General features: G+C 73.2%; 28 protein-coding genes and 1 pseudogene. 16 read left to right on the top strand and 13 right to left on the bottom strand.

All coding sequences use genetic code 11. The features are described 5' to 3' along the window. Positions 1 to 29: 29 nt before the first annotated feature. Positions 30 to 1,007 (bottom strand): phosphotransferase, encoded by a 978-nt coding sequence (locus tag ABZ312_RS32330; protein WP_500439302.1) that lies wholly within the window; start codon positions 1,005 to 1,007, stop codon positions 30 to 32. Positions 1,008 to 1,117: 110 nt separating this feature from the next. Between ABZ312_RS32330 and ABZ312_RS32325 the strand changes: the two genes are divergently transcribed. Then, positions 1,118 to 1,855 carry a dienelactone hydrolase family protein gene (locus tag ABZ312_RS32325; protein WP_500360235.1) on the top strand — a complete coding sequence of 246 codons (738 nt, stop codon included), beginning with the start codon at positions 1,118 to 1,120 and terminating at the stop codon, positions 1,853 to 1,855. Beyond that, positions 1,855 to 2,145 (top strand): DUF6295 family protein, encoded by a 291-nt coding sequence (locus ABZ312_RS32320; RefSeq protein ID WP_500360237.1) that lies wholly within the window; start codon positions 1,855 to 1,857, stop codon positions 2,143 to 2,145. Before ABZ312_RS32325 ends, ABZ312_RS32320 begins: the two co-directional genes overlap by 1 nt. Positions 2,146 to 2,157: 12 nt before the next feature. On the opposite strand, the gene ABZ312_RS32315 is transcribed toward ABZ312_RS32320, so the two are convergent. Next, a complete protein-coding gene (locus tag ABZ312_RS32315; protein WP_500326370.1) occupies positions 2,158 to 3,357 on the bottom strand; it encodes a damage-control phosphatase ARMT1 family protein in 1,200 nt (399 codons plus the stop codon). 179 nt (positions 3,358 to 3,536) lie between these two features. On the opposite strand from ABZ312_RS32315, the gene ABZ312_RS32310 reads away from it, so the two are divergent. After that, a complete protein-coding gene (locus tag ABZ312_RS32310) occupies positions 3,537 to 4,418 on the top strand; it encodes a ribosomal protein L7/L12 (RefSeq protein ID WP_500326372.1) in 882 nt (293 codons plus the stop codon). Between the two features lie 48 nt (positions 4,419 to 4,466). Here ABZ312_RS32310 and ABZ312_RS32305 read toward each other — a convergent pair whose 3' ends face one another. Next, positions 4,467 to 5,336, bottom strand: a complete 870-nt coding sequence (locus ABZ312_RS32305; RefSeq protein ID WP_500326373.1) for an alpha/beta hydrolase family protein — start codon at positions 5,334 to 5,336, stop codon at positions 4,467 to 4,469. A gap of 85 nt (positions 5,337 to 5,421) precedes the next feature. Beyond that, positions 5,422 to 6,405, bottom strand: a complete 984-nt coding sequence (locus ABZ312_RS32300; RefSeq protein ID WP_500326375.1) for a MerR family transcriptional regulator — start codon at positions 6,403 to 6,405, stop codon at positions 5,422 to 5,424. Positions 6,406 to 6,595: 190 nt separating this feature from the next. On the opposite strand from ABZ312_RS32300, the gene ABZ312_RS32295 reads away from it, so the two are divergent. After that, entirely contained in the window at positions 6,596 to 8,233 is a 1,638-nt protein-coding gene (locus tag ABZ312_RS32295) for a carboxylesterase/lipase family protein (RefSeq protein WP_500439301.1), read from the top strand. Positions 8,234 to 8,361: 128 nt separating this feature from the next. Then, complete coding sequence (locus tag ABZ312_RS32290; protein ID WP_499515665.1) at positions 8,362 to 8,601, top strand: WhiB family transcriptional regulator; 240 nt, start codon at positions 8,362 to 8,364, stop codon at positions 8,599 to 8,601. A gap of 130 nt (positions 8,602 to 8,731) precedes the next feature. Here ABZ312_RS32290 and ABZ312_RS32285 read toward each other — a convergent pair whose 3' ends face one another. Then, positions 8,732 to 9,085, bottom strand: coding sequence for a DUF3040 domain-containing protein (locus ABZ312_RS32285; RefSeq protein ID WP_500326379.1), 354 nt, complete (start codon positions 9,083 to 9,085; stop codon positions 8,732 to 8,734). A 119-nt stretch (positions 9,086 to 9,204) separates the two neighbouring features. On the opposite strand from ABZ312_RS32285, the gene ABZ312_RS32280 reads away from it, so the two are divergent. The 4 genes from ABZ312_RS32280 to ABZ312_RS32265 all read left to right on the top strand — a co-directional run bounded on the left by ABZ312_RS32280 (position 9,205) and on the right by ABZ312_RS32265 (position 12,169). Then, positions 9,205 to 9,447 carry a DUF5133 domain-containing protein gene (locus ABZ312_RS32280; protein ID WP_500326381.1) on the top strand — a complete coding sequence of 81 codons (243 nt, stop codon included), beginning with the start codon at positions 9,205 to 9,207 and terminating at the stop codon, positions 9,445 to 9,447. Positions 9,448 to 9,968: 521 nt separating this feature from the next. Continuing rightward, positions 9,969 to 10,148, top strand: a complete 180-nt coding sequence (locus tag ABZ312_RS32275; RefSeq protein WP_500358137.1) for a hypothetical protein — start codon at positions 9,969 to 9,971, stop codon at positions 10,146 to 10,148. Between the two features lie 200 nt (positions 10,149 to 10,348). Next, a complete protein-coding gene (locus tag ABZ312_RS32270; protein WP_500326532.1) occupies positions 10,349 to 11,500 on the top strand; it encodes a glycoside hydrolase family 64 protein in 1,152 nt (383 codons plus the stop codon). A 102-nt stretch (positions 11,501 to 11,602) separates the two neighbouring features. Continuing rightward, positions 11,603 to 12,169, top strand: a complete 567-nt coding sequence (locus ABZ312_RS32265; protein ID WP_500358135.1) for a cysteine hydrolase family protein — start codon at positions 11,603 to 11,605, stop codon at positions 12,167 to 12,169. 94 nt (positions 12,170 to 12,263) lie between these two features. On the opposite strand, the gene ABZ312_RS32260 is transcribed toward ABZ312_RS32265, so the two are convergent. From ABZ312_RS32260 to ABZ312_RS32250, 3 genes are all read right to left on the bottom strand, one after another. After that, positions 12,264 to 13,376 (bottom strand): XdhC family protein, encoded by a 1,113-nt coding sequence (locus ABZ312_RS32260; RefSeq protein WP_500358133.1) that lies wholly within the window; start codon positions 13,374 to 13,376, stop codon positions 12,264 to 12,266. A gap of 8 nt (positions 13,377 to 13,384) precedes the next feature. Next, positions 13,385 to 14,221, bottom strand: coding sequence for an SRPBCC family protein (locus ABZ312_RS32255; RefSeq protein ID WP_500439300.1), 837 nt, complete (start codon positions 14,219 to 14,221; stop codon positions 13,385 to 13,387). A 153-nt stretch (positions 14,222 to 14,374) separates the two neighbouring features. Beyond that, on the bottom strand, positions 14,375 to 15,334 hold the full coding sequence (locus ABZ312_RS32250; protein WP_499515657.1) for a LysR family transcriptional regulator: 960 nt from the start codon (positions 15,332 to 15,334) through the stop codon (positions 14,375 to 14,377). 159 nt (positions 15,335 to 15,493) lie between these two features. Between ABZ312_RS32250 and ABZ312_RS32245 the strand changes: the two genes are divergently transcribed. From ABZ312_RS32245 to ABZ312_RS32220, 6 genes are read left to right on the top strand one after another with little or no spacing between them, the layout of a single operon-like run. Next, entirely contained in the window at positions 15,494 to 16,384 is an 891-nt protein-coding gene (locus ABZ312_RS32245; RefSeq protein ID WP_500326390.1) for an FAD binding domain-containing protein, read from the top strand. Continuing rightward, positions 16,381 to 16,881, top strand: a complete 501-nt coding sequence (locus ABZ312_RS32240; RefSeq protein WP_499515655.1) for a (2Fe-2S)-binding protein — start codon at positions 16,381 to 16,383, stop codon at positions 16,879 to 16,881. Before ABZ312_RS32245 ends, ABZ312_RS32240 begins: the two co-directional genes overlap by 4 nt. After that, complete coding sequence (locus ABZ312_RS32235; protein ID WP_500326392.1) at positions 16,878 to 19,256, top strand: aerobic carbon-monoxide dehydrogenase large subunit; 2,379 nt, start codon at positions 16,878 to 16,880, stop codon at positions 19,254 to 19,256. The genes ABZ312_RS32240 and ABZ312_RS32235 overlap by 4 nt, the downstream gene beginning before the upstream one ends. Next, positions 19,253 to 20,209 carry an XdhC family protein gene (locus tag ABZ312_RS32230; protein WP_500439299.1) on the top strand — a complete coding sequence of 319 codons (957 nt, stop codon included), beginning with the start codon at positions 19,253 to 19,255 and terminating at the stop codon, positions 20,207 to 20,209. The genes ABZ312_RS32235 and ABZ312_RS32230 overlap by 4 nt, the downstream gene beginning before the upstream one ends. After that, positions 20,206 to 21,108 (top strand): AAA family ATPase, encoded by a 903-nt coding sequence (locus ABZ312_RS32225; protein WP_500326395.1) that lies wholly within the window; start codon positions 20,206 to 20,208, stop codon positions 21,106 to 21,108. Before ABZ312_RS32230 ends, ABZ312_RS32225 begins: the two co-directional genes overlap by 4 nt. Next, a complete protein-coding gene (locus ABZ312_RS32220; RefSeq protein ID WP_500326397.1) occupies positions 21,098 to 22,402 on the top strand; it encodes a vWA domain-containing protein in 1,305 nt (434 codons plus the stop codon). Before ABZ312_RS32225 ends, ABZ312_RS32220 begins: the two co-directional genes overlap by 11 nt. Positions 22,403 to 22,848: 446 nt before the next feature. Here the strand turns inward: ABZ312_RS32220 and ABZ312_RS32215 are convergent. From ABZ312_RS32215 to ABZ312_RS32200, 4 genes and pseudogenes are all read right to left on the bottom strand, one after another. Then, positions 22,849 to 23,298, bottom strand: a pseudogene (locus ABZ312_RS32215) (MHYT domain-containing protein); the annotation flags it as partial. 684 nt (positions 23,299 to 23,982) lie between these two features. Next, positions 23,983 to 24,540: an Imm1 family immunity protein gene (locus ABZ312_RS32210; protein WP_500439297.1), complete on the bottom strand. Its 558-nt coding sequence runs from the start codon at positions 24,538 to 24,540 to the stop codon at positions 23,983 to 23,985. 11 nt (positions 24,541 to 24,551) lie between these two features. Continuing rightward, on the bottom strand, positions 24,552 to 24,923 hold the full coding sequence (locus ABZ312_RS32205; protein WP_500439295.1) for a DddA-like double-stranded DNA deaminase toxin: 372 nt from the start codon (positions 24,921 to 24,923) through the stop codon (positions 24,552 to 24,554). A 94-nt stretch (positions 24,924 to 25,017) separates the two neighbouring features. Then, positions 25,018 to 25,221, bottom strand: a complete 204-nt coding sequence (locus ABZ312_RS32200; RefSeq protein ID WP_500439294.1) for a hypothetical protein — start codon at positions 25,219 to 25,221, stop codon at positions 25,018 to 25,020. A 264-nt stretch (positions 25,222 to 25,485) separates the two neighbouring features. On the opposite strand from ABZ312_RS32200, the gene ABZ312_RS32195 reads away from it, so the two are divergent. Further along, positions 25,486 to 25,953 (top strand): hypothetical protein, encoded by a 468-nt coding sequence (locus ABZ312_RS32195; RefSeq protein WP_500326404.1) that lies wholly within the window; start codon positions 25,486 to 25,488, stop codon positions 25,951 to 25,953. A 24-nt stretch (positions 25,954 to 25,977) separates the two neighbouring features. Here the strand turns inward: ABZ312_RS32195 and ABZ312_RS32190 are convergent, their stop codons facing one another. After that, positions 25,978 to 26,886 (bottom strand): squalene/phytoene synthase family protein, encoded by a 909-nt coding sequence (locus ABZ312_RS32190; RefSeq protein ID WP_500439293.1) that lies wholly within the window; start codon positions 26,884 to 26,886, stop codon positions 25,978 to 25,980. Positions 26,887 to 26,930 lie beyond the last annotated feature (44 nt).

Below are 26,930 nucleotides of genomic sequence, written 5' to 3'. Positions count from 1 at the left end.
GGAGGAACGGCTCGACCGCTGAGGGGTGTTCATGCCAAGGCGCGCACGGTGGCGGCCAGGGACCGCCAGGCCAGGTCGGAATCGGGCGTGGCGCGGTGCGGGGAGCGGAAGTCGCCGAGGAAGGAGGCGACGTCCTCCAGTCGCCAGCGCAGCCCGTACAGGGCGAGGGCGTCCGGGTCGGGGCGGCGGCCGGCCGCGTCCTGGTAGCGGTCGAGGTCCTCGGCCCCGGTGACGACCAGCCACAGATCGCGCTCGGGCGGGGCGAGACCGACGGTGTCCCAGTCGACGAGCACGTGCCCCGCGTCCTGCCGCAGCAGGTTGCCGGGGTGCGGCTCGCCATGGGTGACGACGTGTTCCCCTCCCGCGCGTTCGAGCGCGGCGGCACGCCGGTCGAACTCCCCGAGCCGCCGCCGGAGCGCCCCGGCGTGCTCGCTCGTCAGGGCCCTCGCCCGCTCGCCGTACGGGCCCCCGTGCCAGGGGTCGCGCAACCCGGCGAGCGCCGCTTCCAGGGCGGCCCGCCCGGGGAGCGCGAGTCGTGGGCGCGGGACGGGGGCCGGGGGCGGTGTCCGGTGGAGCACGGCGAGGGTGTCCAGCAGGGCGCCGCGTCCGCACGCGTCGAGACGGTCGCCGAAGTCGCCGGCGACGCCGTCCACGTAGGGGAAGACGCTGACCCCGTACCGCGCGCCGATCCTGCGTACCGTGCCGCCCCCGGCGGCGGGCAGCGGGGCGACCACGAACTCCCGGCCCGCGCGTTCCCGCAGGGCGAGTGCGGTGTCCATGGCCCGGCTCAGTCCCTCGAAGGCGGACTCGGCGTCCGCCCCGCAGTGCTGCTTGTGCGTCAGGTCGGCGACGGTGACGAACCAGCGCCGGCCGCGGGCGTCGGCCGCCGTCCAGTGGTGGTCGCCGAAGCCGACGGGCTCGTAGGTCCATGACGCGGCGTCGATCCCCCACGCGCGCAGCGCCTCGCCCAGCTCCTCCTCGCCGACTCCCTCGGGCCGTTGCCTCATGAGGCGACCCTACGGAGCGGCTCCCGCCGGGGTCCAGGGCGGGGCGGCGGCAGGGGGAAAGCGCATGCGGAATAGAGTGCTGATCTCCGTCCCCCGGAAGGACCGCGTACATGTATGACGCACTGCTCGCCGAGACGGTGACCGTCACCGGTCACGGCGGCGACCGCATCGAGGCGTACTCCGCCCGCCCCATGGCCCCCGGTCCGTACGGCGGCGTCGTGGTGATCCACCACATGCCCGGCTACGACGACCCCACCAAGGAGATCACCCGGCGATTCGCGGCGGAGGGCTTCGCCGCCGTCTGCCCGAACCTCTACAGCCGTGAGGCGCCCGGCGCGTCGCCGGACGACGCGGCCGCGGCGGCGCGGGCCCGAGGCGGCGTGCCCGACGAGCGGTTCCTGGGGGACGCCGCCGGCGCCGCCGAGTACCTGAGGGGCCTGCCGTCCTCCAACGGCAAGGTCGGCGTGATCGGTTACTGCTCCGGTGGCCGCCAGGCGTTCCTCGCCCTGGCCTCGCTGGACGTGCAGGCCGGCGTCGACTGCTACGGGGCGTTCGTCGCCGGCACGCCGCCCGAGGGCTTCCCGCTCCAGGTCGAGCCGATCGTGCACCTGACGAAGGACCTGCGCGGCCCGCTGCTGGGGCTGTTCGGCGCGGAGGACAGCTACCCCTCCCCCGAGCACGTCGCCGAACTGGAGACCGAGCTCAAGGCGCAGGGCAAGCCGTACGAGTTCCACACCTACGAGAACGCCGGCCACGCCTTCTTCGCCGTGAACCGGCCGAGCTACCGCACCGAGGCGGCGGTCGACGGCTGGTCGAAGGTCCTGGCCTTCTTCAAGGAGCACCTCTGATGTGCACGTACCTCACCGAGAAGATCCGCATCGACGGCAGCGGCAAGGGCGCCCAGGGCTACTTCGGGCTGACCGAGGCCATGGTCTACGTCGACCACCCGCAGCACGCGCCGTACGAGCACACCGTCAACATCGACTTCCTCAACCCGGCCCTGGGGCCCTCGGCCCGGGTCGCCGTCGAGCTCACCGAGGAGGCGGCGCTGGCGCTGGTCGACGCGATCCGCTCCGCGCTGGCGGCGGCCCCGCCGGGGCTGGCCTCCTCCGGGCAGGCCGCACCGACGGCGCGCTGACGGCGCGGGCCGTCACCCCGGGACCGTGACCTGGATCAGGGCGTGCGTGCCGCTGGTGCGCCACGCGGTGCCGGCGGCGTCCAGCCGGGCCACGGTCCCGGGGGTGAGCCCCGCGACGGTGTCGGACTTCAGCGTGCGCAGGGTGGCGACCGGCCCCGGGAAGTAGGCGGTGACGTCCCCGAACGGCACCGTCGGGGGCCAGAGCCGGTCGTCCACCAGGCGCCGGTAGTTGAGGTCGCCCTTCATCACCGTCAGCTGCGCGGCCGCGAAGCGTTCCCGCAGGTCGTCCGGCATGTCGCGGTAGCCGAGCGGCGCGCAGGCGAAGGGGTGCGCGGCCAGGGTGAGCCGCCCTTCGCGCAGGGCCGCGAGCAGGCGCCCGCCGATGCGGGCGGCCTCGCCGGGGGCGGCGGTCATCCGGCGCAGGCAGGACAGGACGTCCTGGGTGGTGGCGTCGGAGACGTAGTACGGGCGCGGTTTGACGAGCAGGTGGACCTCGTCGGCGCGTCCGCCCGCGAGAAGGCCGTCGACGAGGGCGAGGTCGGCCAGGACCTCACGGGCGCTGTTGTCGGTGACCACGACGACCGTGCCGCCGTCCAGCAGGGACCACAGCCGCTCCGACTCGTCGGCGACGAGGGTGCCGGACGCCTCGGGGGCGGCGGCATCGGCCACCATGGTGAAGCCGAGGTCCGCCTGGTTGCCCCACACGGCGGCCGCGAGCAGCGCGTGTTCCCGCTCGGCGGGGGCGAGCCCGGGCAGCCCGTCCAGGGCGGCGAGGTCGGCGGCGAAGCCGGGACCGTCCAGCTCGGCGTCCTTGAACGGCGCGAAAAGGTCCACGCCGTGCCACGCCCCCGCGGCGAGGTAACCGGCGGGGTCGAGCAGCCGGCGGTAGAAGTACGACTCCGACCACAGGAACGGCAGTTCGGCCCACGGCCGCCCGAAACGGCCCTCGCCCCACTCCTCCCACGCCGCCAGGTCCGGCGCGTCCCGCGGCAGCGGGGCGACCGTGCCGGACCGCGACTCCTCCAGCAGCGCCGCGAAGTCCCGGCGGCGCTCCGGGCCGTACGGGACGGCGTCGAGGATGCGCCGGACCAGCACCGGGTGCCGCTCCTGGAAGACGCTGCGGGCGAAGGAACCGGGCTCGTCGCAGGTGATCGGCGGCGCCTGCGCAGGCGCGGGGCCGGGGGTGCCGTCCGGGTGTGGGTGTCCACCCATGCGTCGTCGTCCTCCAGCGGTCGGGGGCGGGGCAGCGGTCGCGGGCATTCTCACAGGAAGCGGCGGGGAAGTGGCGGCGCCCGGGCCGTGCGCGGGCGCACGGTACGCGGAGTTCCCCTCGGGCGGGGCTTCGGGCACGCTGTCCGCGGCGGGACGGCCGGGAGCGACGGGGAGGGCTCATGACAGGGGCGCAGCACATGAGGGCCGGGGGCGACGAGGTGCCGGTGACGGCCGTGCTGAGGGAGGTGGGGCCACGCGCGGCGGAGGTCGTCGCCGTGCTGGGCGGACTGACCGGTCTGGGCACGGAGCACTGCCGGGCCCTCATCCGCGGGACCCCTCTCGTCGTGCTGCGGAACGCGCCGAAGGAGGACGCCGAGTCGGCCGTCGCCGCGCTGCGCGCCGCCGGGGCCACCGCCGAGGTCGGGGGACCCGAGCGGGCGCCGGACCTCGACCGGGCCCTCACCTGGGGACGGGAGCGGCCGCTGCCGCCGGAGGTGGCGCGTCTGCTGCGCGAGGTGGGGGCTCCGTCGCGGCTCGCGGCCCATCTGCGGCTGGTGCACGACGCGGCATGTGAACTGGTCGACTGGGTCCGGCAGTACGGCCCCGCCCTGGTCGTCGACCGTGAGGCCGTGCTCTTCGGCGCGGCCACCCACGACATCGGCAAGGCACTGCACGTCGCCGAGTTGTCCGGGCCGGGCAACGCCCACGAGACGGCGGGGCGTGCACTGCTGCGGGCGCAGGGCGTCCCGCCGCGCCTGGCGCGCTTCGCGGCGACCCACGGTTCGTGGACGGACGCGGCCGTCACCATGGAGGACCTGCTGGTGAGCGTGGCCGACAAGGTCTGGAAGGGCAACCGCGTCACGGAGCTCGAGGACCTGGTCCTCGACCGGCTGGCCGCGGCGACCGGCGCCGAACGCTGGGAGGTGTTCCTGGCGCTGGACGGGCTCCTCGGCGACATCGCCGCCGACGCCGACCGCCGGCTGGCCTTCCAGGCGTCGTTCCCCGCGGTCCGGGAGGCGGGGGGTCGCACCGCCCGGGGGCCAGAGCCTGGCGGTGGGTGAGGCCCTCTCCCGGCTCCGGCCACCACCGTGGACACCGCGTGGACACGGTCAGCGCAGGTGCCGCACGAAGAAGTCGGCTGCCTCCCTGCCGACCCGGACGCGGACGTCCGGGTCGGCGGGCTCCGGCGCGAAGAAGTCGTCATGGCGGACGTGGGGGCCGGCGCAGCGGACGCTAGCCGTGGGGACGTGTTCCGCGTACGGCCTGGTGTCGACGTCGTACGGGTTGACCGTGTCGGCACCACCCCAGCGGATCCCCACCGGCACCCGCACGGCCGCCAGGCTCCTCGGGGTCACGAATCCCCCGACGCCCGGGGCCACTTGGAAGACTGCCCGCACCCGCGCGTCCGACAGGTCGGCCCCCGCTCCGTCGAGCGCCCCCCGCGCCGACGGGTCGTCCGGGTACTTCTTCCGGTGCGCCTCGAGCACACCGGGGAACTCGGGGATGTCCGGCACCGGTACGGCCCCCGACAGCACGGCCCGCAGGACGTCCGGGTCGAGGCGCGCCCCGGCGAGCGCCACCGCCGTGTGGGCGCCCACGGAGAAGCCCGCCGCGCCGACCGGCCCCAACGGCTGTTCCCGGGCGAGCACGTCGAGGGCGAAGGAGACGTCCCGTGGCCGCTCCCACACGTGGAGGAAGCCCTCCGGCTCGTAGCCGCCGACGAAGTTGTTGCCGTGGTGGTCGAGGGCCAGCACCCGGAAACCCGCCTCGCGCAACGGATCCACCAGCCACTCCATGGCGCCGCCCGAACCTCCGGTGCCGTGCGACACGACGACCAACGGGGAGGAGGCGGCCGGGGGTTGCGCCGGCTCCCACAGGTAGAGCCGCACGGGGCGCGGACGAGCCGGCTCCCGCCAGTCCTGGCGGGACTCGTCGTACAGGACGCGTATCTGTGGCTGCTCCGGCCCGGAGATCGTCATGACGCCATCGTAGGAAACGCGACGGCCGGCCGCGCCACGGCAGGACGGGGAAGCCGTTCGCCGCGCCGACCGCCGTACGCGCGCTTCAGCGGTCGATCTCGCCCGGAACCACTCGGTGCGCGCGGTCGGGAGTCCGCGGAACCGGGCTCCCCGCAGGTGCACCGTCGGCCATCGAGATCGACAGCCCTTCGGTCAGCCATCTGTGGGCCACCGTCATGTTCAGCACCCGCCCGCCGGTGACGGTGCCGACCAGGGCCCAATAGCGTTCCAGGCGGGGGTCGAAGCCGGACGACCTCGACACCAGCCCGTGCAGGTACGCGCGGAAGGCGGGGGTGTCCGACTCCCGGCGGGCTCGCGCGTGGGCGGACACGAAGGCGTTCACCGCATCCCCGGCGCCGGGCGGCAGGCCCTGGGCCAAAGCGGCGGCCGTCGCAGCGGCGGCATCGTCGATCTCCGCGTAGAAGGCCGGGCCGTCCCTCATCTCCTCGTCGTGGTCCTGGGTCCAGCGGGTGAAACTGGGTGTGGAGATGAGCAGATGAAGCTCGGCGTAGGCCAGGACCGTAGCGGGATCGGGGTCCTGCGGGGGGTCGGGGCAGAGCATGCCGATCATGATGTCGAGCCGGCGCTTGGGCATGGCCGCGGACAGCTCGCGATACCAGTGGTCGGTGAGGGTGCGATGCGCCTGCGGGAGCCGCTGCACACGGGAGAGGATCTCCAGACGCCGGAGCCGTTCCTCGCTCGGGGCCTCGTCCAGGGACTTGAGTGTGGCCTGGCGCCACCGCAGTTCGGTCAGTCGTTCCTGCACCGCTTCGAGCTCGGTCGCCACCAGTTCGCCGAGGGAGCGCTCACCGGTGACCACCTGCGTGATGGTGGCGATCGGAGTGTCCAGCGCCCGTAAGCGTCTGATGAGACGGATCCGTTCCCACGCTTCAGGACCGTAGCGGCGATGACCACCGGCGCTACGGCCGGCCACGGGCAGCAGACCGCTGTCGGAGTAGTAGCGGAGGGTCTTCACCGGGACCCCCGTTCCGGCCGCGAGTTCACCGATGCTCCACGTGTCTTGCGTCACGGGCTCTTGAACCTCCAGCGCGCGGGAGGTCCTAGCGTACTGATCACCGGCCACGTCGGTCCGCACCGTTTTCCCCACCGCTCAGGCCTTGTTCCGGCCTCATGCGACCTCGTCCGACCACGAAGGGTGGATACGCATGTCCCCGACCATGACAGCACCGCGTCCAGGCCGAAGAGACAGGCTCCGTGCGGTGCTCTTCCCCTTGCTCTGCGCGGTGGCACTACTCGCGGGCACCGCCGTGCCGGCGACCGGCGCACCACCTGGTTCCGCGCACTCCGGGGGGCCGAGCGGTACCGTCGTACGGACCGACCACGGCCTGGTACGCGGTGTGTCACACGGCTCGTACGCCACCTTCGACGGCATTCCCTACGCGGCCCCGCCGACCGGACCACTGCGCTGGCGCGCCCCGGTGCCCGCCGCCGCGTGGCAAGGTGTCCGGGATGCGACGGCGGCGGCTCAGCGCTGTGTGCAGATGCCGGCACCGGGTGCGGGCGCGGTGCTCGGGTCGGAGGACTGCCTCTACCTCAACGTCACCATGCCGACGCCGAAGCCAGCCGGGCGGAAGCGGCCCGTGCTGGTGTGGACGCACGGCGGTGCGTTCCTGGGCGGTTCCGGCAGTGACTACGGCACCGGACAACTGGCGGTCCGGGGTGACACGGTCGTCGTGACGGTCAACTACCGGCTGGGGATCTTCGGCTACTTCGGCCACCCCGCATTGGGCTCCGCCCCGCCGTTCGGCCTGGCGGACCAGCAGGCCGCCCTGCGCTGGGTGCGGGCGAACGCGGAGCGCTTCGGCGGCGATCCGGGCAATGTCACGCTCTTCGGTGAGTCCGCGGGCGCCCTCAGCATCTGTGCGCACCTCACCTCGCCGGCGGCCGCCGGACTCTTCCGGCGGGCCGTGCTCCAGAGCGGCTCCTGCCACATGTCCTTTCCACGCGGCGCTCTGGGACCCGGCACACCGGCGTACGAGCCGTTCGCCCCACAGCGCGAGGTCCAGACGGCCGGGGCGGAAGCCGCCCGGCAACTGGGCTGCACCGAGGGCGGCGGAGACGAGGTGCTGGCGTGCCTGCGCGGGCAGGGCGCGGATCGCCTGGCCACCGCGCAGCTGATGCAGTCCTTCAACCGGCCCGCCTTCGGCAATCCGCTGCTGCCCGTGGCGCCGGACCAGGCGTTGGCGACCGGACGCTTCCACCGCGTGCCGGTCGTCCAGGGCACCAACCACGACGAGATGCGGATGTTCGTCGGCCTGTCGCTCGCCGCGTTCCCGATCCGCACCGAGGACGACTACCGCGCCCGTCTGGTGGACGCCTTCGGGCCCGCAGCCCCCGCCGTCGAGGCACGGTACCCGGCAGCAGGACACCCCACGCCCGCACTGGCCTGGGCCGCGGTGCTGACCGATCGATCCCTCACGTGCACCACGCTGGCAGCCGGCCGGGCCATCGCCGCCCGTGCCCCCGGCCTCCCGCTCTACGGCTACGAGTTCAGCGATCCGGACGCTCCCGTCCTCGCCGGTCTGCCGGCGAACCCGGGCTTCCCCTACGGCGCGGCGCACGGCTTCGAGATGCCGTTCCTGTTCGCCGCCTTCCCCACCGAGCGACCGCTGACCGACGCCCAGCGCGCCCTGTCCGACCGGATGGTCGACTATTGGACGAACTTCGCGCGCACCGGCAACCCGAACACCCCCGGCGCCCCGCTCTGGCCTGCCCTGCACCCTTCGTCACCTCTCGCGCGGTCGGTGCAGTCGTTGGCTCCCGGACCAGGCGGAATCCACCCCGTCGACGCGTACTCCGCCCACCACTGCTCGTTCTGGGACCGCCTGCCTCGGTGAGCCTCCGCGCGATCGGCTCCGGATCGGCTCCGGATCGGGCGGCATCGGCTGCGCCACACCGGGTACGCGACGCAGCACGGCAATGTCCGTGGCACCCCCGAACGCTTCCTCCGGAAGGAGTCGAAACGATGGGCTGGTGGCGAAGCGCCGCTTGCGCAGACGAGGATCCGGAACTGTTCTTCCCGGTCAGCTCCTCAGGCCCGGGTGCGGGGCAGGAAGCCCGCGCCAAAGCGGTCTGCGAGAGGTGTCCGGTGGTCGGCGACTGCCTCGAGTGGGCACTCAGTACCGGGCAGTCCCCCGGCATCTGGGGCGGCACGTCCGAGGAGGAGCGCCGCGCGCTGCGCCGCCGTGCCGCCCGCAGCGGGTGAGCGGTCCCCCCGCCCCGATCGCGTCCCCTGTGGTGCCACCCGTGGGCGGCACCCGCCCTGACCCGGACGCCCCCGGGCGCCCCGGCCGGGGCGCCCGGGGGCCCACACGGCCGTGGGACGCGGCGGCGGGTCAGCGGCGACGGCCGCGGCGGCGCCGGGCGCCCGCGCGACGGGCCGGACCCGGCAAGCGGACCGCCACGAACAGGGTGACCAGCCACGTCACCACGAAGGCGCAGACGACCGCCAGCAGCGTCGTGACGGTCGCGGCGATCAGCAGCCCGAAACACACGATCGCCAGCAGCGCCAGCAGCAGGGCGCGTGGCCGCCGCAACAGGTCAGCCGGCCCCGGGCCCGGGCGTGGGTCCGGCTCCGGGTCCAAGCGCATCGTGCGCAACTGACGTTCCAGCACGTCGTCGTCGCGCAGCAGGTCCTCGATCTCCGCCAGCGCACGCCGTTCGCGCTCCGTGAGCCCCGAACCCTCCATCACCGCCCCCTCCACCACCCACCCATGCCTGTCCCTTACCCCGAATGGCGGAAGGGATGAGGGGTACTCGGTCGCGGAGTCGGAGAATGTCCCGGTGTCGTGACGGAGGGATCCCGATCATGTTGATGGCCCATCCCGTGGTTCTGCACATGCTGGTCGAGCAGTACGAGACGCTGCGGGCGGCGAACGCCGACGACGGCGGATCCGAGGCGCGCAGCCGGGTGGAGGACGTGGCGTACACGCTGTGCGTCGCCACGGGGACCACGGACGTGGAGGCCGCGCTGGCCGCCGCCCGCAGCAGGCTGCCGGGGGCACGGCCGGCGGACGGTCGGGGCCACGGTCCCTGCGACGGGGCCGCGTGAGCGGCGGACTCCCGGGTACGCGCCCCTCAGCCGAAACGGCCCGAACCGGGAGGAACGCATGACGACGAACGCCACGCCCCCCAACGATCCGGTGCCCCCGAACCCCACCCCGTCGCCCGGCCCCCTGGGCCCGGAGCCCGGTCCGGCGCCCGGTCCCGTGCCGCCGGGCGGCCCGGACCCGCTGCCGCCCACGCCCGCGCCGCCCGGGCCGGACCCCGTGCCCCCGGACCCCACGCCGCCGGGCCCCGGACCCGAACCCGGACCGCTCCCGCCTCCGGGCCCCAGCCCGCAGCCCGCGACCTGAGGGGAGCCGGCCACGCCCGCAGAGGGGGCGCCGGCGGAGCACCACCGCGAGCAGGACGCGGAGGACGTGGAGGCTCACCTGCTCCACGACGGGCGGGAGTTCGCCGTGACCGGCGAACTCCGGCTCGACGCCGAGGAGGACGAGGTCGAACCGGCCCGCCTCATCGTCGCGGCCCGCCGCCGGCGGCCGCGGAGTCGGACGGCGTCCGGTCGCCGGGTTGGCCGCCCGGGCCCGGCTGACCGGCCTGGCCGAGGTCTTCCTGCGCGTCCACCCCGACACCGCCGCCGCACTGCGGTGCCACCTCGGGGCGGGCTCCGTCCCGGTCCCCGCGGTGCAGGCCGCGGAGTGGAACGTGCCGCAGCCGGTCGCGTACGGGTGGCTGCGGCACGCGGGCTGAGACGGCACCACCGGGGGCCCGACCACACGGGGTGCTCAACAACCCTGACGCATGGATTGACATGTCCGCCTCACGCCTCGACGCTTGAGAGCGCTCTCAGCACCATTTCGCCCCTCGTGGCGTCCCTCCGCCCCCACACAAGGAGGAAGCGCGTGCACATCCGACGCAAGCCCCTCGCGGCCCTGCCGGCCGCGCTGCTGATGACGGTCGGCCTCACCGTCCTCGGCACCACGTCCCCCCGCGCCGAGGCCGCCGTCCCCGCCACCATCCCGCTGACGATCACCAACAACTCCGGCCGCAACGAGCCCGTGTACCTCTACGACCTGGGCACCGAGCTCGCCACCGGCCGCCAGGGCTGGGCCGACGCCAACGGCACCTTCCACCCCTGGCCGGCCGGGGGAAACCCGCCGACCCCGGCGCCCGACGCCTCGATCGCCGGACCCGCCAACGGCAGGTCCGTCACCATCCGGCTCCCCAAGTTCTCCGGCCGGGTCTACTTCTCCTACGGCCGGAAACTGGACTTCCGGCTGACCACCGGGGGCCTGGTGCAGCCCGCGGTGCAGAACCCGTCCGACCCCAACCGGGACATCCTCTTCAACTGGTCCGAGTACACGCTGAACGACTCCGGGCTGTGGATCAACAGCACGCAGGTGGACATGTTCTCCGCCCCGTACGCCGTCGGACTCCAGCGCGCCGACGGCAGCACCGTCACCACCGGGCACCTCGTGCGGGGCGGCTGGAACGGCTTCTTCGCCGCCCTGCGGGGCCGGACGGGCGGCTGGGCGAACCTCGTCCAGACCCGCGCCGACGGCACCGTGCTCCGCGCCCTCTCCCCCGGCCACGGGATCGAGACGGGCGCGCTCCCGCGCACCGTGATGGACGACTACGTCAACCGCGTCTGGCAGAAGTACTCCACCGCGACGCTCACGGTGACCCCCTTCGCCGACCGGCCCGGCACCAAGTACTACGGGCGGGTCTCCGGCGGCGTCATGAACTTCACCGACGCCTCCGGGACCGTCGTCACCTCGTTCCAGAAGCCCGACGCGGACAGCGTGTTCGGTTGCCACAAGCTGCTCGACGCACCGAACGACCTCGTGCGCGGCCCGATTTCACGCACGCTGTGCGCCGGTTTCAACCGCACCACCCTGCTCACCAACCCCGCCCAGCCGGACACGAGCGCGGCCGGCTTCTACCAGGACTCCGTGACGAACCAGTACGCCCGGGAGATCCACGCTCGGATGGCCGACGGCAAGGCGTACGCCTTCGCCTTCGACGACGTGGGCAACCACGAGTCGCTGGTCGACGACGCCAACCCGCAACAGGCCTCCCTCACGCTGGACCCGCTGGACTAGTCCTCCGGCGACCCGGGGCCGGGCCGGCCGGGCTGGATTGTCGGTGGCCCGGCCTAGGGTGGGGACGACACAGGCACCCGCGACGAGAGACTGGAAGTCCCCATGACGACCCTTTCCGACCGTCCGAACACCGCGCTGCTCGTCATCGACGTGCAGAACGGGGTGGTGGCCGGCTCCCACAACCGGGACGACGTCATCGCCAACATCAACACCCTGCTCGGCAAGGCGCGGGCGGAGGACGTTCCCGTGATCTGGGTGCAGCACTCGGACGAAGGCCTGCAGAAGGGCAGCGAGAGCTGGCAGTACGTGCCGGAACTCGTGCGCGAGGAGCCGGAGCCGCTGATCCACAAGCGCTACGGGGACTCCTTCGAGGACACCGAGCTGGAGGCGGTGCTCGCCGACCGCGGCGTGGGCCGGCTCGTTGTCACGGGTGCCCAGACCGACGCCTGCGTCCGCTCGACCCTGCACGGCGGGCTCGTCCGGGGCTACGACGTCACGCTCGTCGGCGACGCGCACACCACGGAGGACCTCAGCGCCTACGGGGCGCCGGCCCCGGAGTTGGTGATCGCGCACACCAACCTCTACTGGCAGCACCAGAGCGCCCCCGGGCGCCGCGGCGGCACCGTCGGCACCGCGGACGTCTCCTTCGCCGCGGCCGGGACGAGCTGAGCCCTCCGGGCCCGGGCGCCCGCTCTTCCGCATGGGCCATGTGGGCGGATGCCGGACGTCGTCCGGCGTCCGCCGCCCCGCAGATCATGGCCCGTCAGCGGGCGCCGTGTCCCGCGTGGACCGCCGCGGCGTGGATCGGTCCCGTCGTGCCGCTGAGCGGGGACCCGGAGCCGCCGCGCTTCCCGGCGATGATCTGGGCGGCGATGGAGACCGCCGTCTCCTGAGGTGTGAGGGCGCCGATGTCGAGGCCGATCGGCGAGCTGAGGCGGGCGAGTTCGGCGTCGGTCAGGCCCGCGTGCCGGAGGCGTCCGAGGCGGTCCTCGTGGGTGCGCCGGGAGCCCATCGCCCCGACGAAACCCAGGAAGGGGAGGCGCAGGGCCACCTCCAGCAGCGGCACGTCGAACTTCGGGTCGTGGGTGAGGACGGCCACCATCGTCCGGGCGTCGACGCGGCCCGCGGCGGACTCCGCGGCGAGGTAGCGGTGCGGCCATTCGACGACGACCTCGTGGGCGTCGGGGAAGCGGGCCGCGGTGGTGAACACGGGGCGCGCGTCGCAGACCGTGACGCGGTGGCCCAGGAGCGCGCCCTGGCGGGCGAGCGCGGCGGCGAAGTCGGTGGCGCCGAAGACCAGCAGGCGGGGCGGCGGCGCGTAGGAGCGGACGAAGACCCGCCGTTCGCCGTAGCGGCGCTGCGCGCTCGTGCCGCGGGCCAGCATGGCGCGGGCGTCCCCGGCCACAGCCTCGTCGAGGACGGCGGAGCCGAGGCCGCCCGAGCGTGCCCCGGGGCGCACCACCATGCGGGTCCCGGCACCCGGACCGGCGACGACCGTGGCCACCGCGACCGCCCGGCCCGCCGCCATGTCGTCGAGGACGGCGGGCAGTTCGGGGAAGGTGGCCGGGGAGACCGGCTCGACGAAGACGTCGATGGTGCCGCCGCAGGTGAGGCCGACGGCGAAGGCGTCGTCGTCGCTGATCCCGTACTGGTGCAGCTGCGGCGTCATCGTACGGACGACCTCCCGCGCCACCTCGTACACGGCGGCCTCGACGCATCCGCCGGACACGCTCCCGGCGACGTCGCCCTCGGCGGACACGGCCATCGCCGCACCCGGGGGACGGGGCGCGCTGCGGTAGGCGGCGACGACTGTGGCGAGTCCGATCGTGCGTCCGGCCGCGTACCAGGCCCGGAGCGGGTCCGCGAGCTCTCGCACCGCGGGCCTCAGACGAGCCAGACGATGAGCAGGACGAGCACGACGACCGCGACGGCGGCCGGGATCGCCCGCTTGAGCACGGCGCCCTTGGCGACGCCCATGAGGTCGATCGGCTCGGGTTCCGCCGTGGGCCGCACCGGGCCGGGTGCCGGCCCGGGGGCGGGTGCCGGCTCGCGCGCGGGTGCCGGCCCGGGGGCGGGTGCCGGCTCGCGCGCGGGTGCCGGGCCTTCGGCGTCGCCTTGCGAGCGGCTCTCCGCGGTCCCTTCCCCGCCTCCTTCCCGTTCCGCCTCGGCGCTCTCCGCAGCCGGAGGCGTCGAGGGCGGCGGTGCCGCGGCCGACGGCTCGGTGCCGTCCCCGCCGCTCCCGCCACCCCCGCCGACCGCGGCGGGCTCGGGAACGCGCTCCTGCGCCAGTTGCCGCTCCAGGGCCTCCACGAACTGGACCAGCAGCTTCCTGCTGACCTCTTCGATCATGCCCTTGCCGAACTGCGCGACCTTCCCGGTGACCGTCAGCCGGGTCTCCACCGTCACCATCGTCGCCTCGCCCTCGGGAACCAGCCGCGCGGTGATGCGCGCGTCGGCGTTGCCCTGGCCCCGGGCGTCACGACCGCGCGCCCGCAGCACAGCGGTCCGGCTCGCGGCGTCCTGCTCCTCGAAGGCGGCGGTGCCCTTGTACTGGACGGTCACCGGACCGACCTTCACCTTCACGAGGCCGTTGTACGTGTCGCCGTCCCGCCCGGTGAGCTGCGCGCCCGGCATGCACGGCGCGATCCGCTCGACGTCGGTGAGCAGGGCCCAGGCCTGGTCCGGCGGCAGGCTCACTCGGAACTCGTTGGTGAAGTCCATCGAGGGCAGACCTCTCTTCCGGTCGTGGCGTCATCGGCGGTCCCGGACGGTGCCCACACCTTGGGCCCGCCGTCGCGGGCCGTCAACGCGCAGTTCAGCGTTCGCTTAAGACGCCGGTCGCGGGGCCGCCCGGGAACCCGCACGCCCGGGTCGTCAGCTCCAGAGCGTGACGTGGACGGGCGGCCGGAACTCCGTGAGCGGGACGCCGTTGGAGCGGGCGAGCAGGGCCTGCGTGGCGGCGGGGGTGGTGACGAACCGGCACAGGGCGGCGGCGACCGCGGAGCGGCGGTCGGAGGCGAGGGTGCTCGCGTACAGCATCCCGTTGATCGGCATGCCGAGGACGTCGAGGACGACGAGGTGCGAGCGCCGCAACTCCTCGCGCACGACGTGCAGCAGGGCCAGCGTCACCCCGTCGCCCGCGGCGACGGCGTTGAGCGAGGCGGTCACGCTCGGGAAGGCGGTGGCCTTGGCGGGGTCGACGCCGATGCGGGCGAGGAAGGCACCGGCGAGGGTGTCGGGGTCCATGCCGGCGGGGCCGAAGAGCCAGGGCTCGCGACCGAGCCGCCCGGGGGCGATACGGGAGTGCTGCCGCAACGGGTGACCGGGCGCCGCGACGACGACCAGCTGAAAGCGGAGGAAGGGCACGGACTCGATCGCCGGGTGCGGGGCGGGCGCGGGCCCGATCGTGACGTCGGCCCTGCGGTCCCTGAGCAGTTCGCCGAAGACCCCGACGGGGACCGCCAGCGTGTCGGCGTCCAGGTCGGGCTGGCGCCGTCCGAAGGACGCGAGAAGGGCGGGCAGCACCTGCTCGGCGCCGGTCTCGGTGGACGCCACGCGCAGTTGCACGGTGCCGGCGCTGGCCTGCCGTACGCGGTGGCGGGTCTCCTCGGCCAGGCCGACGATCTCGGCGGCTCCCGCGGCCAGGCGCTGTCCGCCCGGGGTGAGGCTGATGCCGCCGCCCGCGCGGATGAAGAGGACGTCGCCCAGCTCGCGGCGGAGCGCCGCGACGGCCCCGGACACCGCGGGCTCGGTGACGCCCAGCGACTCGGCGGCAGCCTTGACCGATCCCAGTCGGGCCACGGCGACGAAGGCCCTCAACTGCGTGAGCGTCATGGGGACATTACATCTGTTCGAGCGTCAACTGTCTCAGTCCGGATTAACCATTCTCTTCAGTTGCCGTTGACCGACCCCGCCCGCGGCGCGAGTGTTCCCCCCACATGCACCCCGCATCGACCCACACCGTCGACCGTCCGGGCAGGGAAGGAGGGTGCCGTGCAGGTACCCGCTTCGTTCGAGTACCAACGGGCGCAGAGCGTGGAGGAGGCCCTGGAACTGCTGGGGCGCTTCGGCGAGGAGGCCAGGGTCCTCGCGGGAGGGCACAGCCTGCTCCCCATGATGAAGCTGCGTCTGGCCGGGCCGGAGGTGCTCGTCGACATCAACGACCTCACCGAACTCGACCACATCGACGAGACCGGCGGCGAGCTGCGGGTCGGCGCCCTCACCCGGCACCGCACCCTGCTGGAGTCGCCGCTGGTCGGCCGGCACTTCCCGATCATCCACGACGCCGAGCGGGTGATCGCCGACCCGCCGGTCCGCAACCGCGGCACCATCGGCGGCTCGCTGTGCCAGGCCGACCCGTCCGAGGACCTGTCGGCGGTGTGCGCGGCGCTGCACGCGGTCGCCGTGATCCGCGGCGCGGACGGCGAACGCACCGTCGCCATGGCCGACTTCCACCGCGGACCGTACGAGACGGCGGTCGGCGCCGGGGAGATGCTCACCGAGGTGCGCTTCCCGGTCCTGGCCCACTCCGGCAGCGCCTACGAGAAGCTGGAGCGCAAGGCCGGTGACTGGGCGGTGGCGGCGGCCGGGGTGGCGCTCTCCCTCGACGACGGTCGCATGACGCACGTCGGGGTGGGTCTGGCGGCGGTCGGCGCCGACGGGCTGCACGCGGAGGCGGTACAGGAGCTGCTGGAGGGCCGTGAGCCGTCGCCGGAGCTCGTCGAGGAGGCCGGGCGCGTGGCGTCGGCGAGCTGCTCGCCCGTCACCGACAGCCGTGGACCGGCCGAGTACAAGCGGCATCTGGCCGGAGAACTGACCAAGAGGGCCCTGCGGCGCGCCGTCGCCCGGGCCACCGCCCCGGCCGCGGCCGCGAAGGAGGGATGACGGACGTGCGGATCACGGTGAACGTCAACGGCGAGGACCACACCCGTGAGGTGGAGGCCCGCCATCTGCTCGTCCGGTTCCTCCGCGACGACCTGGAGCTGACCGGGACGCACTGGGGCTGCGACACCAGCAACTGCGGCACCTGCGTGGTGCTGATGGACGGCGAGCCGGTCAAGAGCTGCACGGTCCTGGCCGCCATGGCCGAGGGTCATGAGATCCGCACCGTCGAGGGGCTGGCCGACGGCGACCGCCTCGACCCGGTGCAGCAGGGCTTCATCGAGGAGCACGGGCTGCAGTGCGGCTTCTGCACCCCGGGGATGATGCTCAGCGGCCGGGCGCTGCTGGACCGCAACCCCGACCCGTCCGAGGACGAGGTCCGCGAGGCCATCTCGGGGCAGCTGTGCCGGTGCACGGGCTACCTCAACATCGTCAAGGCCATCCGGTGGGCCGCCGCCCACGAGGCCGGCAGCCGTGCGGAAGCGGGGAGCCAGGCATGACCACCGTCGAGGAACCCGCCGCGCCCGCCGCCGAGGAGCGGCCGATCGGCTTCGGCCGGATGAAGCGCAAGGAGGACCCGCGCTTCGTCCGCGGCAAGGGCCGTTACGTGGACGACGTGAAGCTGCCGGGGATGCTGCACGGCGCGGTGCTGCGCAGCCCGTTCGCACACGCCCGGATCGTGTCCATCGACACCTCCGCCGCCGAGGCGCACCCCAAGGTCAAGGCCGTGATCACCGGGGAGACGCTGGCCGGGCTCGGGCTGGCGTGGATGCCGACGCTGTCGATGGACACCCAGGCGGTGCTCGCCACCGACAAGGTCCGCTTCCAGGGCCAGGAGGTCGCCTTCGTCGTGGCCGAGGACCACTACGCGGCCCGCGACGCGATCGAGCTGATCGACGTGGACTACGAGCCGCTCGACCCCGTCATCGACGCCCGCCGCGCCCTCGACCCGGCCGCTCCGGTCATCCGTGACGACCTGGAGGGCCGTACCGACAACCACATCTTCGACTGGGAGGCCGGCGACCGGGCCGCCACCGACGAGGTGTTCGCCGGCGCCGACGTCGTCGTCGAGCAGACGATGCTCTACCCGCGCGTGCACCCCGCGCCGCTGGAGACCTGCGGCGCGGTGGCCTCCATGGACCCGGTCGACGGCAAGCTGACGCTCTGGACGACCACCCAGGCGCCGCACGCGCACCGCACGCTGTACGCGATGGTCGCGGGGCTGCCCGAGCACAAGATCCGGGTCATCTCCCCGGACATCGGCGGCGGCTTCGGCAACAAGGTCGGCATCTACCCCGGGTACGTGTGCGCGGTCGTCGGCTCGATCGTCACGGGCAAGCCGGTCAAGTGGGTGGAGGACCGCTCGGAGAACCTGATGAGCACCTCGTTCGCCCGCGACTACCACATGACGGGTCAGATCGCGGCGACCCGCGAGGGCCGCATCCTCGGTGTGCGCGTCAAGGTCCTCGCCGACCACGGCGCCTTCAACTCCACGGCGCAGCCGACGAAGTACCCGGCGGGCTTCTTCCACATCTTCACCGGCTCGTACGACATCGAGGCGGCGCACTGCGAGGTCACCGGCGTCTACACCAACAAGGCGCCGGGCGGCGTCGCCTACGCCTGCTCCTTCCGCGTCACCGAGGCGGTGTACCTGATCGAGCGCATGGTGGACTGCCTCGCGGCCGAACTCGGCGCCGACCCCGCCGAACTGCGGATGCTCAACCTGCTGCGGCCCGAGCAGTTCCCGTACCGGAACAAGACCGGCTGGGAGTACGACTCGGGCGACTACCCGGCGTGCCTGCGCAAGGCCATGAACCTCGCCGGCTACGAGGAGCTGCGCCGAGAGCAGGCGGAAAAGCGCGGGCGCGGTGAACTCATGGGCATCGGGCTGTCGTTCTTCACCGAGACGGTGGGCGCGGGCCCGCGCAAGCACATGGACATCCTGGGTCTGGGCATGGCCGACGGCTGCGAGCTGCGCGTCCACCCCACGGGCAAGGCCGTGGTGCGGCTGAGCGTGCAGACGCAGGGGCAGGGCCACGAGACGACGTTCGCGCAGATCGTCGCCGAAGAACTGGGCATCCCGCCCGAGGACATCGACGTGGTGCACGGCGACACCGACCAGACGCCCTTCGGGCTCGGCACCTACGGCTCCCGCTCCACCCCCGTGTCCGGCGCGGCCGCCGCGCTGGTGGCCCGCAAGGTGCGGGACAAGGCGCGGATCATCGCGGGGGCGATGCTGGAGGTGTCGCCCGAGGACCTGGAGTGGACCAAGGGCCGCTGGTCGGTCAAGGGCGACCCGGCGATGACCAGGACGATCCAGGAGATCGCGCTGGCCGCGCACGGCGCCCTGGAGCTGCCGGAGGGCGTGGAGGGCCATCTGGAGGCCACCACGGTCTACAACCCGCCCAACCTGACCTACCCGTTCGGGGCGTACATCTGCGTGGTCGACGTCGACCCGGGCACGGGCGCGGTGAAGGTGCGGCGCTTCATCGCGGTGGACGACTGCGGGACGCGCATCAACCCCATGATCATCGAGGGGCAGGTGCACGGCGGCCTCGCGGACGGGGTCGGCATGGCGCTGATGGAGTTCATCGGCTTCGACGAGGACGGCAACTGCCTGTCCGGCTCCTTCATGGACTACCTGCTGCCGACCGCGCTGGAGGTGCCGGCCTGGGAGCTGGGGCACACCGTCACACCGTCCCCGCACCACCCGATCGGCGCCAAGGGCATCGGCGAGTCCGCGACCGTCGGCTCGCCCCCCGCGGTGGTCAACGCGGTGCTCGACGCGATCGGCGTGCGTCACGCCGACATGCCGCTCACGCCCGGCCGGGTGTGGCAGGCGATGCGGCACGGCCAGGTCGAGGCGCCGCAATGAGCCAGGCCCCGGTGCTGGACGCGCGGATCGCCGAACTCACCGCGCGCCACGTCCCGTTCGTCCGGGCGACCGTGGTGCGCGCCCGCCGCCCGGCGAGCGCGCGCCCCCGCGACACCGCCGTGGTGCTGGAGGACGGCCGGATCGAGGGGTTCGTCGGCGGCGTCTGCGCGGAGGCCACGGTCCGCGCGCAGGCGCTGCGGACGCTGGCCAGCGGCGAGGCGCTGCTGCTGCGGATCTCCCCGCAGGCGGCGGACGAGGGCACCGGAGTGGAGCCCGAGGCGGAGGACGGAGCACTGAGCCTGCGCAACCCGTGCCTGTCGGGCGGGGAGCTGGAGATCTTCCTCGAACCCCGGCGTCCCGTCCCGCGCGTCCTGGTTCTGGGCGACACGCCCATCGCCCGGGCCCTGACCGGCTTCGGCCCCGCCCTCGGCTACGAGGTCGTGGGGCCGCCCGCGGGCGGGTTCACCGCGCAGTCGCGGGCCGGGGTCCACGCGGTCGTGGTGGCCTCGCACGGGCGTGACGAGGAGGCCGCGCTGACGGCGGCGGTGCGCGCGGGCGTGCCGTACGTGGGGCTGGTGGCCAGTCCCCGGCGCGGGGCGGCGGTGGTCGCCGGGCTGGACCTGACGCGGGAGCAGCGGGACGCGGTCCGTACGCCCGCGGGCCTGTGGATCGGCGCCCGCACGCCGGGCGAGATCGCGCTGTCCATCCTCGCCGAGGTGGTCGCCTCGGTACGGGGCGGGGACGAGGCGAACGTCGCACCCCCGGTGGGCGGGCCGCCCGCCGCGGGGGACCCCGCACCGCCCACCGCGCCGGACCCGGTCTGCGGGATGACGGTGGCCGCCGTACCGGACACCCCGCACTCCGACGCCGGGGGCGAGCGCCGCTGGTTCTGCTGCGCGGGCTGCCGCACGGCGTTCGAGGCCGACCCCGCCCGCTACGCGGAGGCGCGGTGAGCACGTTCACGCAGGAGCGCGTCCCGGACCCCGCGGGTCTGCGCCGGGCGCTCGACGAGCGCGGCTACCTCGCGGACCCCGGGCTGGTCACCGCGCTGTTCCTGGCGCTGCGGCTGCCGCAGCCGCTGCTGCTGGAAGGAGAGGCCGGGGTCGGCAAGACGGAGGCGGCTAAGGCGCTCGCCGGTGTGCTGGGCGGCCCTCTGGTGCGGCTGCAGTGCTACGACGGCCTCGACGCGGCGGAAGCGCTGTACGAGTGGAACCACGCGCGCCAGCTGCTGGGCATCCGGCTCGCCGAGTCGCGCGGCGAACGGCTCGCCGAGGCCGACCTGTTCACGGAGGAGTACCTGCTGCGGCGCCCGGTGCTGACCGCGCTCACCCATCCCGGCCCGGAGCCCGCGGTGCTGCTGATCGACGAGATCGACCGGGCGGACGACGACTTCGAGGCCTTCCTGCTGGAGGTCCTCGCCGAGTCGGCCGTGACGATCCCGGAGTTCGGCACCGTCCGTGCCGTGGTGCCGCCCGTGGTGGTGCTCACCTCGAACCGCACCCGTGATCTGCACGACGCCCTCAAGCGGCGCTGCCTCTACCACTGGATCGACTACCCCGACCCCGAGCGCCTGGTGCGGATCGTCCGCCGCCGGGTGCCCGGGACCTCGGCGGAACTCGCGGAGGCGATCTCCGCGGCGGTGCGGCGGCTGCGCGGCCTGGAGATCCAGAAGGCCCCGGGCATCGCCGAGAGCATCGACTGGCTCGCGGCGCTCGCCCTGCTCGGCGTACGGCGCCTGGACGCCGAGGCCGCGGGGGCGACCCTGGGCACGCTGCTGAAGTACCGGGAGGACCAGGAACTGGTCCGGGACCGGGGCCTGGAGTGGCTCGTGGGCAGCGGCCGTGACGCCTGAGCCGGTGTCCGGGCCGGCACGGCCGCTGCCGCTGCCGCTGTTCGACACGGCGGAGTTCGGCGGCCGGCTCGGCGAGGCGCTGCGCCGCGCGGGCCTGCCGGTCACCCCCGAGCGGACGGTGTGCTTCCTGCGGTCGTTGCGGCTGGTGCCGCCGGTGGACCGGGAGGCCCTGTACTGGACGGCGCGGCTGGCCTTCGTGACCGACCGGGAACTCGTCGCGCCCTTCGAGCGGGTCTTCGAGGGTGTGTTCGGCGGGCTCGCGGGCCTAACCGCGGAGCGCGGCGACCGTACCGCCGCTCCCCCGGACGCCGCCGAGGACGCCGCGCGGGTGGCCCCGTCCCCCGGTGCCCGCACGGCACCGGGCCCGTCCCCCGCCGGGACGGGGCCGGCACGCACGGTGGCCGGCCCCCGCACCGGGGAGGAGGCGGACGGCCCTGCGGGGACGGTGGCGACACTGGGCAGCACCGCGGAGGTCGTCGCCCACAAGGACTTCGCCGCCCTGGACGCGGCGGAACTGGCCGCCCTGGACCGGCTGATGGAGCTGATCGTGCTGCGCACCCCGCTGCGCAGGACCCGGCGCCGCGACACCGACCCCCACGGCCCCCGGGTGGACCCGCGCCGCACGCTGCGCGCGATCCGCACGACGGGGCTGGAGCCCGTGCGCCTGGCCCGCTCGCGCCCCCGGCTGCGGCGCCGTCCGCTGGTGCTGCTCTGCGACGTCTCGGGCTCGATGGAGCCGTACGCCCGTGCCTACCTCAGGCTCTTCCCCCGCGCGGCGGCGGTCGGTGTGGCAGCCGAGGTCTTCGTCTTCGCCACGCGTCTGACCCGCCTCACCCCGGTGCTGCGCCGCTCGGGCCGGAGCGGGGTGGACGCGGCGCTGCGCCGGGCGGGGGCCGCCGCGTCGGACTGGTCGGGCGGCACCCGGATCGGGCACGCGCTGGCGGAGTTCAACGACCGCTTCGGCCGCCGCGGCATGGCACGCGGCGCGATCGTCGTGATCTTCTCCGACGGGTGGGAGGGCGAGGACCCGCGGGCGGTGGGGCGTGAGGCCGCCCGGCTGCGGCGGCTGGCGCACCGCGTCGTATGGGTCAACCCCCGCAAGGCGGCGCCGGGTTACCTTCCGCTCGCGGGCGGCATGGCGGCGGCACTCCCCCACTGCGACGAGTTCGTCAGCGGCCACACCTTCGCCGCGCTCGCCGAGGTGGCCGACGCGATCGGCGGAAGCGCGCGGGGAAAAGGAACCGGAAGGGAAAACGGAAGCACAAGCGGAAGGAGGCGAGGCCGACGGGAATGACGTCCCCGACGGCCCGGCCCCCTACACTCTCCTTCGATTCCCGGGATTTCAGCCCCGGTATTCGCGGGAATCGCCGTACGGATCGCCTGGTCGCCACCGAATGCCTCGAAGTGCGCGGCGGGAGCCGGGACGTGATAACTCGCCGGCGCCGTGTGTTGCACGGCCTCGGGAGCCGGGCGGTTCTCGTGCGGGCGGGAGGTGAATTCCTCCCGCGGCGCCGCCCCCGCGTTCCCCACGACCTCGACGGGATTCACCAGGACGGCGAAGAGGACCAGCAGCACCTCGATGCCCAGGCCGATGATGAGCGGGGCGACGAGGGTGATCCCGGTGACGCCGTCCTCGCTCACGACCCCCGACACGCTCCGTACCGTGACGGCCGTCATGGCCGTGTAGTGCATGCCGCTGATGGCGATCGCCATCACCAGCGAGGCGCCCACAGTCGCGCGGGCCCGTCTCACGCGCAGGGTGAACCAGAGCGCCACGGTGGCGGCCGCCACCGCGATGACCACCGAGAGCACCACGAGCGTGGTCGTGTAGGCGAAGGTGCCCGGGAAGCGCAGGGCCGCCATGCCCAGGTAGTGCATCGCGGCGGCGGCGACCCCCGCGCCGGCTCCCCCGGCGAGCAGCCCGCCCCAGGACCGCTTCAGCCCGGCGACCAGCATGCCGACGCCCACGATCACGATCGCGACGACCAGGCTGAGGGCGGTCAGGGGCACGTCGTAACGGAGTTCGACGCCGTCGACGGAGAAGCCGAGCATGGCGATGAAGTGCATGCCCCAGATGCCCGACCCGAGGGTCAGCGCCCCGGCGGCCAGCCACGCCCAGCCCTTGGCGAGCCCCCGCGCATGGAAGCGGGCCGCACAGGCGAGCCCGAGGCCAGAGCCCAAGGCCGCCATCACGTAGGCGAGCACGGGATAGAAGGCGTGCGAATACAGATGTTGTTGGTGCCCCACTGATGAACTCCCCACCGGCACAGACGGCGAGCACAACGGCCGCGGACCCGGCCGGCATCTTTGCCTGCCGTCCCCTCCGGCGCGCGCCGTCGACAATGCGGCACCGGGCGATCCCGCAGCGAACGATTGCCGTTCCCAGACACACTGACAGGCGGGACCGGCCCGCCGGCCCCCACCCGGACGACCGATTCTTGAACCTTATACCAACTTCTCCGCGACGCCACGTGTCGACGGAAACGGAAACAGCAAGTTCCCGTCCGGATAATTCTCACCACCGTGAATTCCCGTCAACCCGGCGGCTGGACGGAGGCATTGGGCGGCTTTCCGGGACGGCGGGCCGCTCGGCCCGTTCTTTCGCAGGGCTGATTCAAAGTCGTGGTGTTGCGTTGCTGGTCAGGCGATTACCAGGAGCCACAGTGGGCGGGTGGGGGCGCTTACTGTAGGAGACCTCTCGGACGCCGGCGGCGATGTTGCGGTGCCCAGCTTGACGGAAGGGGGCGTTAAACCGGACTGCGGCTGAGCCCCTGCAACCCCGTCACCCCAACCTTTCGACGTCAGCGGCAAGGCACACCAATATGACCCAAAAGGGCCCCACCGGACGCAAGTCCGATGAGGCCCTTTACCCGACTACTTCAAGCTCTCCCAATCAATCTCCGGGTCTTCCTCAAAATCCATTATGGGAGGCCTGTCATAGCGTTGGCCATTCATTTCGCCGGGAACCCAATTGATACACTCCGGGCGCTCACCTGTGCCTTTCCGGCAGAACTCCTCCACCGCGGCACGCACCTGGGTGATCGGAAGCGTACTGGCCGGGTCATGGAACAGTGGATAGCCAGGATCCGATACCACTCGCGGATCGAAATCCGGTGGATCAGGATTATCGGACACCCAAACAGAGTCGTAGATCCCACCCTTTTTCGGGCTCTTGTCATTGACGAACCAAACCAGACTTCCGTAGCCGGTCCGATGGTTGACTGCGAGGCGCAGGTGATTATCTGCCACGCGGTTCTCGTCGCTGTGTCGCTCGCCGACGAAGGAGAACCAGGCGTCATCACCTGGAGAGTAGCTGCGGCCCCCTTCAACCTCCGAATGCAGCCCACTCATGACCTCCTGGATGACCTGCGAAATTTCATCCCAGGCCTCTGCGTAACGCCACCCACCGTTGTAAACGACACTGAGAATCATGGTTGCACACCTCACTTAGCCACTGGTGGTCCTACCCCGTGCAGCGGGATATTTCGCAGGATACCCGCCGCATCCTTGTACCAGACCATCAGGGTGGACCCCTTGGGCAGGATGGCAGGAACTGCAGCTCTGCATGCGTAGTCGGCGACTTCTGGTATGCACGGGCCCCTCTGATGGTTGATCACGACGTCGAGATTCTTCACGCCCGCATTGCGCATACTCCAGGCAAGTTTGGTCTCAACATGACTGGCAACCTCGTACTTACCGTTAGACGGGGTATCGATATCCGGAGACTCATTGAGGAACTTTTCTATCGTCGTATTTCGAAGACTTGCTGCTCCGGAAGGGATCACCAACCTTCTCCGCGCGGCCGTCTTCTCCAAATTTGATGACCTGTCCGATAGTCTTCGGCTTTTGCTCTGTCCGCACCGGAAGCAGGGACGTTTCAGAGTCGCGGTGATCATGTAGGCCTGCTGGTCAGGGGATGTTCGGCAGGTCCAGCGGCCGGTTAAAAGGGTCGTAGGAGGCGTGGCGGAGGCCGGCGGCGATGTTGCGGTGTCCGGCGGCGCGGAGCGCGTTGATCGCCAGATTGCGCAAAGTGGCCATATTCTCGGGCCGTCCGCGACGCCGACGCGGATCGGGCAGCACCCGCAGCCGCTCCACCAGCGAGAGCCCGGCCACGCCCTCCAGAGCAGGCGACTTGACGAGACAGACGGTGGCAGACTGACGTCACATCGAAGCTCCGGTGGATCAGGGCGACTTGGGAAGGTCACCCCGTTCAACCGGAGCTTCGTTGCGTACGTGACGGGCCGGCCGAACGGCTCTAACCTGCGGACTCACGTGATCACCAGGACTTTGAAACGCCCCTGCGTTCTTTCCGCACCGGTCGGCGGCACCACGCGTATCGCCACCGGTGGCGGGGCGTCGGCGTCTACCCTGTGGGTCATGCACCAGCCCCGACGGCGCGACCGGCGTCCGGCCCGCCCTGCGAGGCCGGGGTCCGGCGAGCGCCGGGTCGCGCCCGTGGAGTTGGCGGGGGCCGGTGTCGTGGTCGTCGGCCTCTTCTCCGCGAAGGAGAAGGACTTCGCTGCGCTCATGGATGGCGCGGCCGTGGAACTGGCGGCGCGCGGTGCCCGGGTCGTCGGGCGGATCGTCCAGCGGCGCGGTGTCTCGGACGGCGGGGTCACGAAGATGGCCCTGCCCTATTCCTCACGGACCCTGCTGAGCCACGGGAAGATCCGTGAGGCAGCCGCGGTCTGCGAAGCGGCCGATGCCGACGCGGCGGTCTTCGTCGCCCCTCTGACCGAGCGCCAGCGGCGCGTGCTGACGGGGATGCTCGGCTGTCCCGCCGTGAGCCTCTCCGAGGTCCTCGCCACGGGCCGGCACCGCCCGCCCGGCTCGTCCACGGCGTGACGCGGCGCTGCCGGACGACACGGCCTACGGCCGCGCGCGGTGCCGGAAGGTGCTCGCGTACCCGCGGGCGAGGGTGAGCAGGGCTGGACCCAGCGGACGCGGGGCGGGTCGCCGGGCGAGCGTCGCGCCGGCGCGCTCCGCGCTGCGCAACCGGTGCCCCTGGAGTGCGATGAGGGCACTGACCATGGGACGGTTGGGCTCCGGGACGAGGTCCACGAGCCCGCGGGCGCCGGCGAAGCCGGACCGCACCAGGCCGGCCTGGTCACGGACGAGCGCGGCCACCGACGCCGGGTCGGGGTCCCGGGCCAGGGCCGCCCGGCTCAGGCCGTGGCGGGCCAGGGCGTCCTCGGGAACGCCCAGCCGCCCGTCCGCGAGGTCCTCGGCCATGTCCTCCAGGAAGTCCAGGCGCTGGGCGGCCTCGATGAAGGTGCGGCAGGCGGCACGGTAGCCGTCGAAGCCGGTGGGCGGCGCGAGCAGTCCCGCGACGAGGAGGAAGGCGGGCAGCGCGTACGCGTCGACGTAGGCCTGGAAGTCGGCCTCGGTGGCGAGGCCGCGCCACTCGGCGTCGGCGGGGGCGGCGACGAGGTAGTCCGCGACGATGCCGCGGAGCGCCGGCCGCCGGGTGACGGTGTGGGCGAGAGCACGCGTCAGCGGGTCCCCCGGATCACCCGCGAGGGCCGCGCGGACCTGCGCCTCCCACGCGGCGAAGGCGCCGCGGCCGTCCGGACCGCGGTCCAGCAGGTTGTCGCTGTGGTGCATGAAGGCGGTGGCCGCGAGGGCGTCGGGGACGAGCGGCGCCGGCAGCAGCAGCCGCACGGCGGCGTACGAGGCCCGGTCGAAGCGCGCCACCAGGCGGCGTTGGGCGGTGTACGCCGCGCGCAGGGCGGGGTCGGTGATGCCGGCCCGGTCGAGGGTCTTCCGCCACCTGCTCATCGCTGCGCCGCTCCCGTCGTCCGCCGGCCGGACGTCAGCCGTGT

It is taken from the genome of Streptomyces sp. NPDC006207 (assembly GCF_040613835.1).
Classification (GTDB): Bacteria; Actinomycetota; Actinomycetes; order Streptomycetales; family Streptomycetaceae; genus Actinacidiphila.
The sequence above is the reverse complement of the archived record's forward strand: the minus strand, read 5'-3'. Positions and strand labels throughout refer to the sequence as shown.